We start from the raw sequence: 13,418 nt of genomic DNA, 5'->3' as shown, positions 1-13,418 counted from the left end.
CTGTTCTATTTTCCTGCTGCCCCCATCCTTCCCAATCACTGCATGTTCTTACGGTTATGCACCATCATATAGATGACAATGGGCGCGCCGAAAACAGCTGTCACGGAGCTGATGCTGAGTTCCGTGGGCGCAAAAACCGTTCTGGCCGCCAAATCACAGAACAGGCAGAACACAGCGCCGCCCAGGAAGCAGCCCGGAATCATGAGTATGGGCTTTGCCGTCTTAAACAGGCTCTTCACCAGGTGCGGGACCGCAATGCCCACAAAGGATATGGGACCGGCAAATGCGGTCACACAGGCCGAAAGAATGCTGGAAAGCAGAATCAGGGCCACCCTGAACCCCAGGATGTTTACCCCCATGTTCTGGGCATATACCTCTCCCATCTGGTAAGCGCCAATGGGCTTTGCCATGAGAAAGACAAGGAGCAGCGCCAGGAATATCACTGCTGTCATGACCCTTACATTCTCCCATGAGGTACCTGAAAAGCTGCCCATGGACCAGTTGTGGAGATTGACAATGTTGGCGTCATCCGCAAATGTCACCACAAAATCCGTTATGGCGGAACAGATATAGCTAATCATTACACCGCAGATAACCAGCATGGACATCTTCTTTACCTTACCGGAAATCATCAGAACAAATCCCATGGAAATCATGGAGCCTGCAAAAGCAGCCAGAATCATCCCGGCTGAGCCGATGGAGATTCCCCTCCCCAGCAGGACAATCATCACAAGGGAGACCACCAGTTTTGCGCCGGATGAAATTCCCAGCACAAATGGCCCTGCGATGGGATTTGCAAAAAACGTCTGGAGCAGGAAACCGGATACGGATAAGGCTCCGCCCAGTATCACAGCTGAAAGAATCCGCGGAAGGCGTATATCCCACACAATGTGGTATGAGGTGTCCTCTCCGGTTCTCCTGAGCAGGATCTCACCGATTTCCTCCACGGACAGATGCACACTGCCGGAATTAATGTTCCAGATAAATAATAAGCACATCATGGCTGCCAGAAGGGCAAATGAAATACTGTATTTTGTGTAGGTACCTTTTGGCATTGGCATAACTCCTTTTTCCGGCAGCCCATGGGACTGCCATGTATCTTTGCCGGGCGGGAATGGGTTTTCAGACAGGCTCTAGCGCAGCCGGTGCATATACCTTAGTCCTTCCGGCTCCTTCTCTGTCAGTATCCGGTGGATATCCAGAATCATATCCCCCAGCCCCATGGTTTCCTGGAACAGGCTTTTTTCCGTGCACCACACATTTCCCTCCTTCACAGCCTTAAAATCAGCCAGAAGGCTGCTTTTATCCAAAAGCTGGTCCAGGCTGTCCAGTTCCCCGTCTATGGTGCTGTTGTAAATAATGTAATCTGCATCCCTGGCAGCGGCATAAAAGCTTTCCATCTGCATGTTCATGGTGGACAATGCATTTTCATTTTCTGCAAGTCCCTGGGGTACATAGGTTCCTCCGGCCAGGGCAATCATTTCAGCCACATAATCCCCTGACTTTCTCACATTGACATAACCGTTGCTGCTGATATAAAAAAATGCTGCTGTCTTCCCGGTATTCTCCTGGTTTATCACAGGTAACAGCTGTCTTACCTGGTGGTCAAAGCAGCGCTCTGCCTGTTCCTCCCGGCCCAACAGCACGGCATATAATTTCAGCCACTCCATCCTGCCAAGGGGATGGCTCTCGTAACTGGAACGCTCCACCAGAACCGGTATCCCCAGCTGTTCCAGCTGTTCCTTTACTTCCGGGGAATGATAAATCATGGTGGATTCTATGGCCAGGTCGCAGGACATGGACAATATCCGCTCATAATCCGGTGCATTGTATTTGCCCGCATAAAGCATTCTGCCATCTTCCAGGGCTGACCTGGCCTCCTCTATGTACCAACCGGAAGCGTCTGTCCCGGACAGTGTAATCCGGTCCGTTCCATCCAGGCTGCAGAACAGGTCCATTGCTGATGTTGCCGCCAGATAAATATTCTTCAGCGGCTGTTTTAAGACAGCCACTTCGTCCGGAATACCGGAGGGCTCTGTTTTTCCTTCCGGCACCACCAGATAGCGGCCGCTGTCCTTTATGGTTATCATTGAGTAGCCGCCATCGTAGTAGTCCACTGAAAACTGGTTCGCATAGAGAAGTTCCATACTCCCGGTTATCTTTTTGCTGCTCCAGCTTTCCGGGACAGCCTCAGGGTCCTCATCCGTGGCCGTCTGTCTTGCAGCCGTCCGCCCTGTGTCAGCCCGCCCGGCCAGCGAACAGCCTGCGCATATCACCGCCATCAGGATTCCTGCAGCGGCAACCGCCGTCACTATCTTTTTTCGTCTCATCATTCAGCCCTTTTTATTGTCGTCGAATCAAACACCAGGGTATATTCCACCTCATGAGGCTCGCTCATGGCGATTGTATCTGCTATGAACGGCATCTTCCAGTCAAAGGCACTGACCGGAATCTCAAAGGAAGAATTCCCTTCCGTGTTCACCAGGTCAAACTTCTCGCCCCCTACCTTCATATAATCATAGTTGGAACTGCTCCAGATAATGGTTGCAAAAGCCTTGCCGTCCTCAATCCGGAGTGCTGCCGGTGTCTCCACAGATGCCCGGCCTGAACCGCCCTCCAGCCTGACTGCCACTGTATAGGAACCATCCTCCAGCTCAAGGCTCCCGGCGGCAGCCACCTTACCGTCTGCAAACGCCTCCGCCGGAAGGGAGCCGGCACGGAATACCAGCACACGGTCATACCACTTTTCCTTTTTCTTGCTGAACGCGCTGCAGTCAATTCCCTTGTCCAGTGCTTCCACCGGCACCTTGAAGGTGTGTTTCCCATCCGCATTTTCCGCAAATGGAATAAAATCCGTATCCGAAGCCCGCTCTGCATCAGCGCCTGTTCCCATATACAGTTTCAGATACCCGGTTCCGCTCATGGTCATAACCGCGCTCATGGCTCCATCCTGCACCGTAAGTTCACACTCCGTAATCCGGAACATGCTGGAGCTGGAGTCCACCTTAATCTCATAGACCCCATCTTTTATTGCATCTGCCAGGACTGGTACCATTCCGTCTTCCGCTGCATCCATCCGGCTGCCTGTCTCCTGGCTTGCGGTGTCTCCTGCCTGGGCGCGCTCTGCCCCGGACGTTTCCTCCGCAGAGGTCTCCGCGGCAATGTCTGCAGCAGCCGGCGCCTCCTTTCCGCAGCCTGAAAGAGTTCCAGCTGACAGCCCCACGACAAGCAGCAGGGCAGCCAATTTCATTTTCCTGAATTTCATTTCCAATCTCCCCACTTTTAAAAGGGCAGTCAGCAAATTACCCCGACCGCCCACTTATCTTTCTGATTTATTTTGCCAGACTGTCAACTGCTGCCTGAGCATGTTCCACAAAGAGCTGCTGGATTGCCTCCAGCTCGCCCAGTCCGCTGACCAGACATGTCACTTCATAGCCTGCATCCACAAAGGCAGTCTTCCAGGAGCCTTCCTCGTCTCCTGCCATGTCATTGTTGGCATGGTCGCCTGCTACAATCATCAGAGGTTCCAGGACCACCTTCTTATAGCTGCCTTCCTTCACGGCTGACAGGACATCATCCAGGCTTGGCGTTGCCTCCACAGTACCCACATAGTAATTCTTATATCCTGCCTCTGTGAGCATATCCTGCATTTTTGCGTATACCTGGTTGGAATCCGCCTCAGTGCCATGTCCCATGAAGCAGATAGCTGTCTCGCCGTCATCATACTGGGCTGTTGCCTCTGTGATGGCCTTCATAACTGCCTTAAAATCGTCATCTGTGGTAAGGAGAGGCTTTCCGATTGCCACTTTCTCAAATGCATCCGAATACTCCGCCACTTCATTGACCAAATCCGTATACTCAAGCCCATTCATCAGATGGGTGGGCTGAATGACAAGATTCCTGACGCCATTCTTTTCCGCCCGGTCAAGGGCCTCGCCTACATTGTCAATAGCAACGTCATCCCGGGATTTTACGTGGTCAATAATAATCTGGCTGGTAAATCCTCTTCTTACGGCAAAGTCAGGAAATACCTTCTCAATAGCGTCCTCAATGGCACCAATGGTCAGACGTCTGCTGTCATTGTAGCTGGTACCAAAGCTGACTACCAGAAGTTCATTTTCACCGATTTCATCCTGATTCCTGGTATTATCCTTAGATGCATCTCCGGTATCGTAATTCTCCTCGTCTGCCTCGGCAGCTGCTTCTGCGGCCTCTTCTGTTGTCTGCGCTGCTTCCGTTTCTGCCGCTGTTGTTGTCTCAGCAGCCGCCGCTGCCTCATTCTCCTCGGCTGTCTCTGCGGCTGTTTCCTTCTGTCCGCCGGAACAGCCGGCCACGGTCACCGTTGTCAGGGCGGCTGCCGCAAATAATACTGCCAGTTTTTTCATTTTCATCTTCTCTTTCCTCCTTGTTTTATATAACCTCATCGGTTAAAGCAAGGTAGAGGAATATGCCGCCTGTATCGGATGAATCCCAAACGGCAGCCTGCACGCCCATAGGCGTATTCCGGAAGATGTCCGCAGATATGTGATTTTCTGCAGATATGTAATACGCAGCGTTTCCATACCCCGAAGCAATCCGCTTCCATCCGGGCATAGTTTCCCCTGCGTAAAAATCCGTTACCGTCTGAGTCAGAAATCCGCGGCCGAAACACCGTAAATCGGTACAACCAATTACTCGTGATTTGGAATTATATTCCTGTACCAACAACTGGCAGGTTTCCTGACTTGTATATCAACACGCATGACCGCCTTCCCAATCCGAAACCGAATCAGTGACTGTCCTTGACATTGACCATGCGCTCCTTACTTACAGTGACGAGACCGTACAGGATTTTCACCTGTTTCCCTATTACCCGCAGTCTGCCATGGACAGACAGCGGCACCAGCTGTTCTTAACTCGATATGCTTTATCCTACCACTTAATGTAAAAAAAAGCAATAAAATCAATCATTATCCGGCAGCAGCTTTACTGTGACCATGATTTGTTTCAGGAAATCCCCTTCCTCCAGCTTGATATCCTCCATATGCGTCTGGGGCGGAAACTCAAAGGTTTTTTCTTCAATCTCCAGATAGAGCCAGTTATATGCTGCCTCCCTGGCATGTTCCACAGCGTCCTCCAGATCCGGTCCGTCTGCCTCGCAGCACTGCAGATCCGGAAATGTTACATGGTAGCCTTTATCGTTTTTATGGGGCGTAAATACCGCCGGGTAAGTAAATGTCATATTCTTCTTCCTCCAATATTCATATTAAAACATACTTATTATATACTGGATTTGGATTCTGCACAATCTCAGACAATGACCGGACAGCTGTTATTTTCTGGATGTATTGTTTGCTGCGCTTGTTTCGGCCTCAATCTCCTTCCTGACATCATGCCATACCACGAAGTTTCCTCACAAACGCTCCGGATTCCTGCCTTACCAGCTCCACGGAAGGAAGGTTAAGGCATTCATAGGACATGTAATCGGAAAATCCGGCTTTTTTTAATTTCTTTACAATCTTCTCAAAATCCGTATGCCCGTATCCCGGGAACATCCGGTTGGAGTCCGCCATATGTACATGTCTCAGCCGTTTTCCCATGCAGTCCACTGCCTCTTCAAACCGGGCATCCTCTATATTTGCATGGAAAATATCCCAAAGTATCCCCATGCAGTCCGGATTTCCCAACTGTTTTCCTATGAAATCCACTGTCTCCTGTGCACTGTTAAAGAGCGCTGTCTCATACCGGTTGATTGCCTCCAGCATAATGGTGACCTTCTTGTCCTCTGCGTATTGGAGAACCGGCTGGAGATTCCTTGCCAGAATTTCCTTTTCCTCCTGTTCATTTCCCCTTGTGCCAAGTCCCCTGAGAAGTCCCAGGGTGACTTTGCAGCCCAGTACAGAAGCCGCATCCACATGCTGTTTCATTCTTTCCTGGGCAGTCCTCAGGGCCTCTCCCTGATGAAGAAGCGAAATATTCTCAAGGCCTCTTGCCTGTCCCGTGGATATGGTGGAACACCCCAGTCCCCTTTTATCTAAATCCGACTTTACTTTATGCACATCAATCCCGTTGTAATTGGATATACAGACCTCTGCGCCGTCAAAACCGCTTTCCTTCAGCCAGTCCAAAGCTGACTCATATTCCGTGACTTTAAAGGGTGAAAAAGGTGTGTCGTATTGTAATGTAACCGTACCGCTGAATTTCATTCAGGTATCCTCCTAATAAAATAAATCTATAATGGCCGTTGTGGTGGCCGGAACATAAGTAATCAGCAACAGAACTGCCAGCATCAATGCAAAATAAGGTATGGACTCCTTCAGGAAATCCTTAATCTTGCATTTCGTAACGCCGCAGGTCACAAACATAATGGTTCCCATGGGCGGTGAGATAGCGCCTATGGCCATGTTGAAAATAAATACAAATGCAAACTGGATATCATTGATTCCATATGCCCTTGCAATGGGAATCAGCAGGGGCACCAATACGATGGTAGCTGCATTTCCCTCAATGAACATTCCCACAATCAGAAGGAACACATTTACGGCAATCAGGAAAATATACTTGTTCCCAATGGTGTTAACCATGGCGCTTGTCAGTGCCTGGGGAATCTGTTCTTTTGTGAGAATCCATGCCAGGGCAGAGGCCGCTCCTACAATCAGCATAACGGAGCCGGTTGTCACCAGTGTCTCCTTCAGGGCCACCACCATGTTGCGCCTGTTCAGTTTCCCATAGATAAAGCCCAGGATAATGGAGTAAACAACCGCAACAGCCCCTGCCTCTGTGGGCGTGAATATTCCCAGCCTGATACCTCCGATGATGATGACAGGAAGACAGAGGGGCAGGACTGCTCTCTTAAGACTGGCCCCCAATGCCTGGCTCCTTCCGCCCTTTTTATAGGATGCCTCTGGCTTATAGCCCCGCTTCTTTGCAATAACCGCTGTCAACAGCATCATGGCAGCGCACAGAACAATCCCCACCACCAGACCGGACATAAACAGCTGTCCGATTGATACGTTTCCTATGGAACCGTATAAAATCATACCGATGCCTGGCGGAATCAAGGGAGTGATGGATGATGAGAAGGCGGTGACCACAGATGAGAACTCATTGCTCATTCCCTTCTGGCGCATTTCCGGCACCAGCATCTTGGCTTCCATGGCTGCATCTGCAAGGCTGGACCCGGACAGACCGCCCATCAGAGTGGACAAAAGAATATTGACCTGGGCCAGTCCTCCCCACATGTCAGCGGTAAGCACATTACAAAAATCCATGATGCGCTGGGTCACGCCTGCGTAGTTCATCAGTACTCCAGAGTAAACAAAGAACGGTACGGCTAAAAGCGGCACGCTCTGCATACCCGACAGGGTTCTCTGGACAATCAGATGAGTGGATACTGCCGGTTCCGCAAAAAAGTACACGCCGGCGCCTGCAATAATGGATATAAATACAGGTACTTTTAAAAACAGACAGGCCAATGTAATGACCAGAGCAATCACAATAAGCTGGCTACTCATAGGAAATCACCTCCTCATCCTCCGTGCCAAAGACAGCTGTCACCACATAATTCACACACATCAGCAGACAGCCAATGGGTACTGCCGAATCAATGAACCAATAGGGAATCTTCAGTATGTTGGTGGTCTTTTCCACACCTGCATGGAGCATGGCCAGAGACAGCCCATTGTAAGCCAGAAACAGAAGGGTTCCCACAACCACTGCATGAATCAGGTATCCAACGGCTTTCTGCGCCGGTTCCGGCATTGCATCCACTAATATCTCTATGGCAACATGGCCCGACGTCCTGAACGCGGCGCTGCCCGCATAAAAGGCAATCCAGGTTATGAGGGCTTTCTGTACTTCCTCCAGCCAGGTAAATGGATTGTGGGCAACGTAGCGCATGACAACGCCCATGACAGTCAGAAGCACAAGTCCTGCCAGGCAGACGCCGGAAACCACAAAATCAATGTTCTTAATTTTATTCCACACTGTCATCTTCCTCCTCCTCTGCCAGAATCGCCTTTACCGTGTCATAAAGCCCGGGGGTCCAGTTCTTAAACTCGTCATAGGTATAATATACCTCTGCCGCCTTCCTGAATTCATCCACATCCGCCTCTGAAAACTGCACGCCTGCTTGTTCCAGTCTCAGACGCGCGTCCTCTTCCGCCTTCACCATCAGCTGGTTCTGATACTCCCCTGCCTTCTCAGCCGTCCTTTGAAGAATATCCTGCTGCTCCGGCGTCAGGCTGTTCCAGAAATCAAGACCGCACACCATGGATGTCATATCCAGGATATGGCCGTCCAGTAAGACATACTTGGCCACTTCCTGCCACCCTCCGTTGACAATAGTGGGCAGTGGGTTCTCTAGTCCGTCAATGGTTCCCTGCTGCAGGGCCGGATAGACCTCGTTCATGGATAAAGGCGTTGGATTGGCCCCGATTGCCTCAAATGTTTTAACATAAGGCACACTGTCGGGTACGCGTATCTTCATGCCCTTTAAGTCCCCCGGATGCTGTACCGGATGTTTTGTCAAGGTATGCCTTGTCCCGTACTTCCAGTTCCTGGCTATAACCTTATACCCCTTTTCCTCCAGCTGCTTTTCCAGATTCAGATACCAGCTGCTGTCCATCAGATGTTCCATCTCATCCCAGGACGCGCACAGATAGGGGGCCTGGACAATGCCAAAGTCCGCTATCCCCAAATCCGAGAAAAAAGGCGCGCTTCCCGGGGCAATCACAGCATCCCCTGCAATCATCTGGTCGAACAGGTCGGTCTTAGACCCCAGCTGGTCGGAGGGATAATGCGTCATGACCATGGTTCCCCCGCTCTCCTCTTCCAGAATCTCAGCCCAATAATCAGCGGCCTCTGCAAACGGTTCACCCGGATTATTGCTCTGCCCTATGCTTATGCGGATTACCCCGCCTGTGCTGTCGCTTTTCCCCCCGCAGCCGGCTGACAGCAGCACGGCCCCTAATACAGCTGTCAATAAACAAATTTTTGCCCTCATAAAATTTCCTCTCCCTTTTAGAATCCGTGAGAAGTAGCTCCTCCGTCAACCGTAAAATCATGTCCTGTCAGATACGTAGATGCGCCGGATAAAAGAAACAGCATCATGTATCCGATTTCCACCGGCCTGCCGAACCTTGGCAGCATGGGCTTGCTTAAGGCAGCTGCCTTTCGGTCCGGGTTCTGTTCAAACATATCCTCGTTCAGCTTGGTCAGGAACCAGCCGGGAGCAACACTGTTCACCAGGATGTTGTCATTCTTCCATTCCTCAGCCAGTCCCCTGGTCAGTCCCAGAATCCCCGCCTTTGTCATATCATAGGGCAGCACGCCTGTAAAGCCCATGTAGGCTGCCATGGATGAAATTGAAACAATCCGCCCGATGTATTCTGATTCCTTCAGGTACGGATAACAGATTTTCGCTATCATAAGAGGCGTCTTCAGGTTGATTTCCATGATTTTGTCCAGGCGTTCCTCCGGAAATTCTTCTGCCCTGCATTTGAAGGTTATGCCTGCATTGTTAATCAGGAAATCCAGATGTCCTTCCTTTGCCGCGATTTCTTCCACTGCTTTCTGTACCTGTTCATATTCTGTCACGTCGCAGACAATATCCGTCATATGCCCTTTCCGGATGGCCTCCTCGTCTGAATGGGGCGCAAGGTCTAAATTGTAAACCGTTGCCCCTGCATCTGTCAGCACCTTTGCCTGTCCCAGGCCCAGCCCCCTGCTGGCTCCTGTGATAATACCCACATGCCCTGTCAGGTCAAACAGACCTGCAACATATTCCCGTGATGTCATTTATATTTACCTCCTAAAATGTAATTACTACTTTGCATGCCCCGCTGTTCTTATCCATGGCTGTCTCAAATGCCTTCTGTACCTCATCCGCCGTGAATACATGGGTCACTAACTGATTGATTCTGTTCCTGCGCCCGGGAAGGCTGTCCACCACCTCTTTAAATTTGCTGTTCTGGTTCCGTGTGCCGGCAATGACCAGCTCGTTCTTATTGACCAGACGGAAATTGATGGGGATGGGTTCCGGGGCAAATGTAAGGGGCACCAGGCGGCCGTGGGGACTCAGAAGCTCCACGGAAAGGCTGGTAAGAGCCGGGATACCGCTGGTCTCAAACACCACGTTCACACCTTCCCCTTTCGTGATATCCATAATGGACTTCCTTAAATCCTGCCTGCCCGGATTAATGGTATAGGCTGCCCCGAACTTACCGGCCAGGTCCAGCCTGGACTGGTTCACCTCGCTGACAATGACAGTGGCGCCAAGGCTTTCCGCAATATCGCAGATAATCATGCCAATGGGACCAGCCCCATGGATAAGGACCAGGTCGCCGGCCATGGTTCCCGCCTGGGCATTGGCTTGAGCCCCAATGGTGTATGGTTCGGCTGTGGCTGCCTGTACAGGTGTCAGTACAGGGTCATAGGGATGCAGCTGTTTCCGCTCCACCACCATATATTCTTCCATGACCCCGTCCACATGGACACCTGCCACCACAATATCCGGGCAGCAGTTATAGTGTCCGTGACGGCAGGCATAACAGGTATCACACCCATGGATGGGTTCAATGACAACCGGGTCCCCTGCCTTCAAATCAGTCACATCCGCTCCCGCCGCCTCCACGACGCCGCATCCCTCATGCCCGATGACACGGGGATAGGTGGCATATGCATGGGTGCCGTGCAGGATATGTATGTCGCTCCCGCAGATTCCGGCTGCCGTGATTCTCACCAGAACCTGTGTGGTGCCTGTAATCTGCGGCATTTCTTTGTCAACTATCTCCATTTTACCAGGTTCCGACACATAAATCGCCTTCATTTATTTTACCTCCTCCAGGGCCTCTTCCTTAAATGCAAAGCCCCATCCGGCGCCCTCCCTCGGGTACGCAAAGCCATTCTCAATCTTCATGGTATTGTCAATGATACCGTCAATCCAGTCAAAGGATTCAGCCCCGTATGGCGTCTTGATGGTACAGAGAAGGGGAACGTCATAATCCTTATAATAATGGGGCAGTACAGGGAGATGGTACGCCTCTGCCAATGCTGCGGAATCCCTCCAGCTCTCCACACCTCCCAGACGGACAATATCCGGCTGCCAAAGGTCCAGCGCATTTCTGGAAATCAGATTTTTAAGGGCCTCGCAGTCATATTCACGCTCTCCCATGGCCAGGGCAATGCCGCATTTATTCCTCAGCAGCTCATAACCGGCAAAATCAGTATGGGGTACCGGCTCCTCAAACCACTGAAGTCCAATGACCTTGGCCTGTTCGGAAAGCTTCAGCGCATCCACCACATCCATGCCCTGGTTGGCATCCATCATGATTTTCACACTGTTTCCCAGACGCTCCCGGCAGATAGACAAACGGTGCATGTCGCGTTCAATGCCCTCCGGATGTCCCACCTTTATCTTAACCGCAGTAAATCCCCTGGCCTTATAGTCCAGTACCTCCTCCAGCAATTCCTCATCCGTATAGGAAATCCATCCGCCGCTTCCGTACACCGGAATCCTGGTCTGGTTCACACCCAGCATTTTCCATACCGGCATGCCGCAGGTATGTCCCCAGGCATCCCACATGGCAATGTTGAGGGCCGCTACGGCGCATGTATTCAGTCCCGTATTGCCGAAATATTCCGCCTCCCTGTCCCAATCCTTCTTTACCTTAACCGTCTCATAGACCTGATAGCAATTGGACCTGACAAATTCACACATATCCTTCAGGGCGCCCTCAATTGCATTGGGTGAATAGTGGAAGGACAGCAGGTACCCCTGACCCTTTACCCCTGACTCCGTGGTAACTTCCACTACATAGAAGGCGATTTTGCTGATAGTATGGGTGGAGTCTGCAATGGGTTTGCTTATCTTGGAAACTGCCCTAAAAAACCTTACATCCTTTATTGTGTTCTTCATAATCTGCTCCTTTTCTTGTTATATATTTTTTATATGCATCTGATATATCAGATGTTTTTTTTACTACGGAGCCATGCCGGCCTCACATGGCTCCGTAAGTAATTTTCTTGGATTCAGTAATATGGCGTGTGGTTGCCTCCCGAATCGCATCCGGGTCCCCGCTCAGCAGCGCATCAATGATTTCAATATGCTCCTGAACGGAATTATCATAACCTGACCTGGGATTGGAGGCTTTCCAGCGGATTCTCTGGTTATGATTGTATACGTTCCTCATCTCATTCTGGATAAAACGGTTCCTGCAGTTTGCCAGAAGGGTGGAATGAAGTTCCAGGTCCAGATTGATGTAATACACCCTTAACTCCCTGTCCGTCAGGCTCTCCGGCGGGTTCGCCAGACGCTCCCGCAAATCCTTTAACCATGACCTGCTGACACTGTGGCTTGCCTCCTCGGCAATGAATGGCTCCAGCAGCAGCCGCACCTGGTAAATTTCCTCCACCAAATCACGGCTGACTTCCGCCACAATGGTTCCTTTACGGGGATAGAGATACACAAACCCATCCTTTTCAAGCCTCAGGATGGCTTCCCTGATTGGGGTTCTGCTTATATCCAGCTCCTTTTGCAGCTGTTCCTCAGATATATCAGACATGGGCGGAATTTCCCATGTAACGATTTTGTTCTTTAAATACTCATATGCTATATCCGTCTTTCCTAATCCCATAAATTCCATCCTTGTCTGTGATATATCACTTGCATATTTAGATTATATTACAGCTGTGTCTGATTAACAAGTCCTTTTCGAACATTATTGTGTAAAAAAACAAGCCATATTTTTGTGCAAAATGTACAATTCCCCTGCCTGCACAATCAGCGTCTTCCCTTTGCCTCATCCAGATAACTGTATATGGTCACCCTGGACACTCCCATAAGGGCAGCCACCTTATCAATAGCCCCCTTAACAAGGAAGATTCCCTTTTCATCCATAAACCGGACAATCTCCACGCTCTTTTTCCGGGTCATGTTCTTCACATCGGCTGTCCCGATGATTTTTAGTATCAGCTCATCAATCACAGCCATCACGTCCTGGTCCACATCCTTCTCAGCCTCAGGTTCTGCCTGTCCTGTGCATAAAAAGGATTGGAGCTGGGCCTGCATCACCTGACAGGCCGTAAGGTCGCAGTTAATGCACAGCATGCCGATTACCTCCCCGGCCTCATCCCGTATCAGGGCTGAGGATGACTTTACCTTCTTGCCGTCAGAGGATTCAAACAGATAGTTGGTTACCTTGTCATCCTTAAAATTTTTATTCAGAAGCACCTGCCGCACCAGATGGTCAAACGATTGGCCCACCTGCCTTCCGGTCACGCTGCCATTGGCAACGTGGACAACCGAGCTTTCAGGCTTGGACAAATCATGGACCACTACCTCGCAGCTGTTTCCAAAGGTTCCTGCTATCATATCAGCAACAGGAAAATATGTTTTCAATATAGAATTCATCGCTCCTCCTTCCGCCGTTGTATGCACT

The 13,418-nt window shown here is 50.5% G+C and carries 14 protein-coding genes and 1 riboswitch; all 14 genes read right to left on the bottom strand.

All coding sequences use genetic code 11. The annotated features are described in order from the left end of the window. Positions 1–35 precede the first annotated feature (35 nt). The gene (locus FGS84_RS09420) at positions 36–1,055 is read right to left on the bottom strand and encodes an iron ABC transporter permease (protein ID WP_138307810.1); all 1,020 of its coding nucleotides are present in this window, start codon (positions 1,053–1,055) and stop codon (positions 36–38) included. A gap of 78 nt (positions 1,056–1,133) precedes the next feature. Further along, on the bottom strand, positions 1,134–2,330 hold the full coding sequence (locus tag FGS84_RS09415; RefSeq protein ID WP_347563821.1) for an ABC transporter substrate-binding protein: 1,197 nt from the start codon (positions 2,328–2,330) through the stop codon (positions 1,134–1,136). Next, positions 2,330–3,265 carry a hypothetical protein gene (locus tag FGS84_RS09410; protein WP_347563813.1) on the bottom strand — a complete coding sequence of 312 codons (936 nt, stop codon included), beginning with the start codon at positions 3,263–3,265 and terminating at the stop codon, positions 2,330–2,332. Before FGS84_RS09410 ends, FGS84_RS09415 begins: the two co-directional genes overlap by 1 nt. A gap of 67 nt (positions 3,266–3,332) precedes the next feature. After that, complete coding sequence (locus tag FGS84_RS09405) at positions 3,333–4,391, bottom strand: sirohydrochlorin cobaltochelatase (RefSeq protein ID WP_138307803.1); 1,059 nt, start codon at positions 4,389–4,391, stop codon at positions 3,333–3,335. Between the two features lie 300 nt (positions 4,392–4,691). Further along, positions 4,692–4,901: riboswitch (cobalamin riboswitch) on the bottom strand. A gap of 41 nt (positions 4,902–4,942) precedes the next feature. Further along, a complete protein-coding gene (locus tag FGS84_RS09400; protein WP_138307801.1) occupies positions 4,943–5,221 on the bottom strand; it encodes a type II toxin-antitoxin system HicB family antitoxin in 279 nt (92 codons plus the stop codon). 148 nt (positions 5,222–5,369) lie between these two features. Continuing rightward, on the bottom strand, positions 5,370–6,185 hold the full coding sequence (locus FGS84_RS09395) for a sugar phosphate isomerase/epimerase family protein (RefSeq protein ID WP_138307799.1): 816 nt from the start codon (positions 6,183–6,185) through the stop codon (positions 5,370–5,372). A gap of 12 nt (positions 6,186–6,197) precedes the next feature. After that, positions 6,198–7,493, bottom strand: a complete 1,296-nt coding sequence (locus tag FGS84_RS09390) for a TRAP transporter large permease (RefSeq protein ID WP_138307797.1) — start codon at positions 7,491–7,493, stop codon at positions 6,198–6,200. Continuing rightward, positions 7,486–7,971, bottom strand: a complete 486-nt coding sequence (locus FGS84_RS09385) for a TRAP transporter small permease (RefSeq protein ID WP_138307795.1) — start codon at positions 7,969–7,971, stop codon at positions 7,486–7,488. Before FGS84_RS09385 ends, FGS84_RS09390 begins: the two co-directional genes overlap by 8 nt. After that, a complete protein-coding gene (locus tag FGS84_RS09380; RefSeq protein ID WP_138307792.1) occupies positions 7,955–8,983 on the bottom strand; it encodes a C4-dicarboxylate TRAP transporter substrate-binding protein in 1,029 nt (342 codons plus the stop codon). The genes FGS84_RS09385 and FGS84_RS09380 overlap by 17 nt, the downstream gene beginning before the upstream one ends. A gap of 17 nt (positions 8,984–9,000) precedes the next feature. Then, positions 9,001–9,777 (bottom strand): SDR family oxidoreductase, encoded by a 777-nt coding sequence (locus FGS84_RS09375; protein ID WP_138307789.1) that lies wholly within the window; start codon positions 9,775–9,777, stop codon positions 9,001–9,003. Between the two features lie 13 nt (positions 9,778–9,790). Further along, on the bottom strand, positions 9,791–10,807 hold the full coding sequence (locus FGS84_RS09370) for an alcohol dehydrogenase catalytic domain-containing protein (protein ID WP_138307787.1): 1,017 nt from the start codon (positions 10,805–10,807) through the stop codon (positions 9,791–9,793). Beyond that, a complete protein-coding gene (locus FGS84_RS09365; RefSeq protein WP_138307785.1) occupies positions 10,808–11,896 on the bottom strand; it encodes a mandelate racemase/muconate lactonizing enzyme family protein in 1,089 nt (362 codons plus the stop codon). 82 nt (positions 11,897–11,978) lie between these two features. After that, positions 11,979–12,614: a GntR family transcriptional regulator gene (locus FGS84_RS09360; protein WP_171042583.1), complete on the bottom strand. Its 636-nt coding sequence runs from the start codon at positions 12,612–12,614 to the stop codon at positions 11,979–11,981. A 146-nt stretch (positions 12,615–12,760) separates the two neighbouring features. Continuing rightward, positions 12,761–13,390, bottom strand: coding sequence for a PAS domain-containing protein (locus tag FGS84_RS09355; protein ID WP_138307782.1), 630 nt, complete (start codon positions 13,388–13,390; stop codon positions 12,761–12,763). Positions 13,391–13,418: the final 28 nt, after the last annotated feature.

The organism is Clostridium sp. 1001271st1 H5, assembly GCF_005845215.1.
Classification (GTDB): Bacteria; Bacillota; Clostridia; order Lachnospirales; family Lachnospiraceae; genus Enterocloster.
Note: the sequence above shows the minus strand (reverse complement) of the source record. Positions and strands in the feature narration are given on the sequence as shown.

Bases quoted from the DNA above. Each gene is read 5' to 3' on its own strand.
- FGS84_RS09420 (WP_138307810.1), bottom strand. From the start codon at position 1,055: ATGCCAAAAGGTACCTACACAAAATACAGTATTTCATTTGCCCTTCTG.
- FGS84_RS09415 (WP_347563821.1), bottom strand. From the start codon at position 2,330: ATGAGACGAAAAAAGATAGTGACGGCGGTTGCCGCTGCAGGAATCCTG.
- FGS84_RS09410 (WP_347563813.1), bottom strand. From the start codon at position 3,265: ATGAAATTCAGGAAAATGAAATTGGCTGCCCTGCTGCTTGTCGTGGGG.
- FGS84_RS09405 (WP_138307803.1), bottom strand. From the start codon at position 4,391: ATGAAAATGAAAAAACTGGCAGTATTATTTGCGGCAGCCGCCCTGACA.
- FGS84_RS09400 (WP_138307801.1), bottom strand. From the start codon at position 5,221: ATGACATTTACTTACCCGGCGGTATTTACGCCCCATAAAAACGATAAA.
- FGS84_RS09395 (WP_138307799.1), bottom strand. From the start codon at position 6,185: ATGAAATTCAGCGGTACGGTTACATTACAATACGACACACCTTTTTCA.
- FGS84_RS09390 (WP_138307797.1), bottom strand. From the start codon at position 7,493: ATGAGTAGCCAGCTTATTGTGATTGCTCTGGTCATTACATTGGCCTGT.
- FGS84_RS09385 (WP_138307795.1), bottom strand. From the start codon at position 7,971: ATGACAGTGTGGAATAAAATTAAGAACATTGATTTTGTGGTTTCCGGC.
- FGS84_RS09380 (WP_138307792.1), bottom strand. From the start codon at position 8,983: ATGAGGGCAAAAATTTGTTTATTGACAGCTGTATTAGGGGCCGTGCTG.
- FGS84_RS09375 (WP_138307789.1), bottom strand. From the start codon at position 9,777: ATGACATCACGGGAATATGTTGCAGGTCTGTTTGACCTGACAGGGCAT.
- FGS84_RS09370 (WP_138307787.1), bottom strand. From the start codon at position 10,807: ATGAAGGCGATTTATGTGTCGGAACCTGGTAAAATGGAGATAGTTGAC.
- FGS84_RS09365 (WP_138307785.1), bottom strand. From the start codon at position 11,896: ATGAAGAACACAATAAAGGATGTAAGGTTTTTTAGGGCAGTTTCCAAG.
- FGS84_RS09360 (WP_171042583.1), bottom strand. From the start codon at position 12,614: ATGGGATTAGGAAAGACGGATATAGCATATGAGTATTTAAAGAACAAA.
- FGS84_RS09355 (WP_138307782.1), bottom strand. From the start codon at position 13,390: ATGAATTCTATATTGAAAACATATTTTCCTGTTGCTGATATGATAGCA.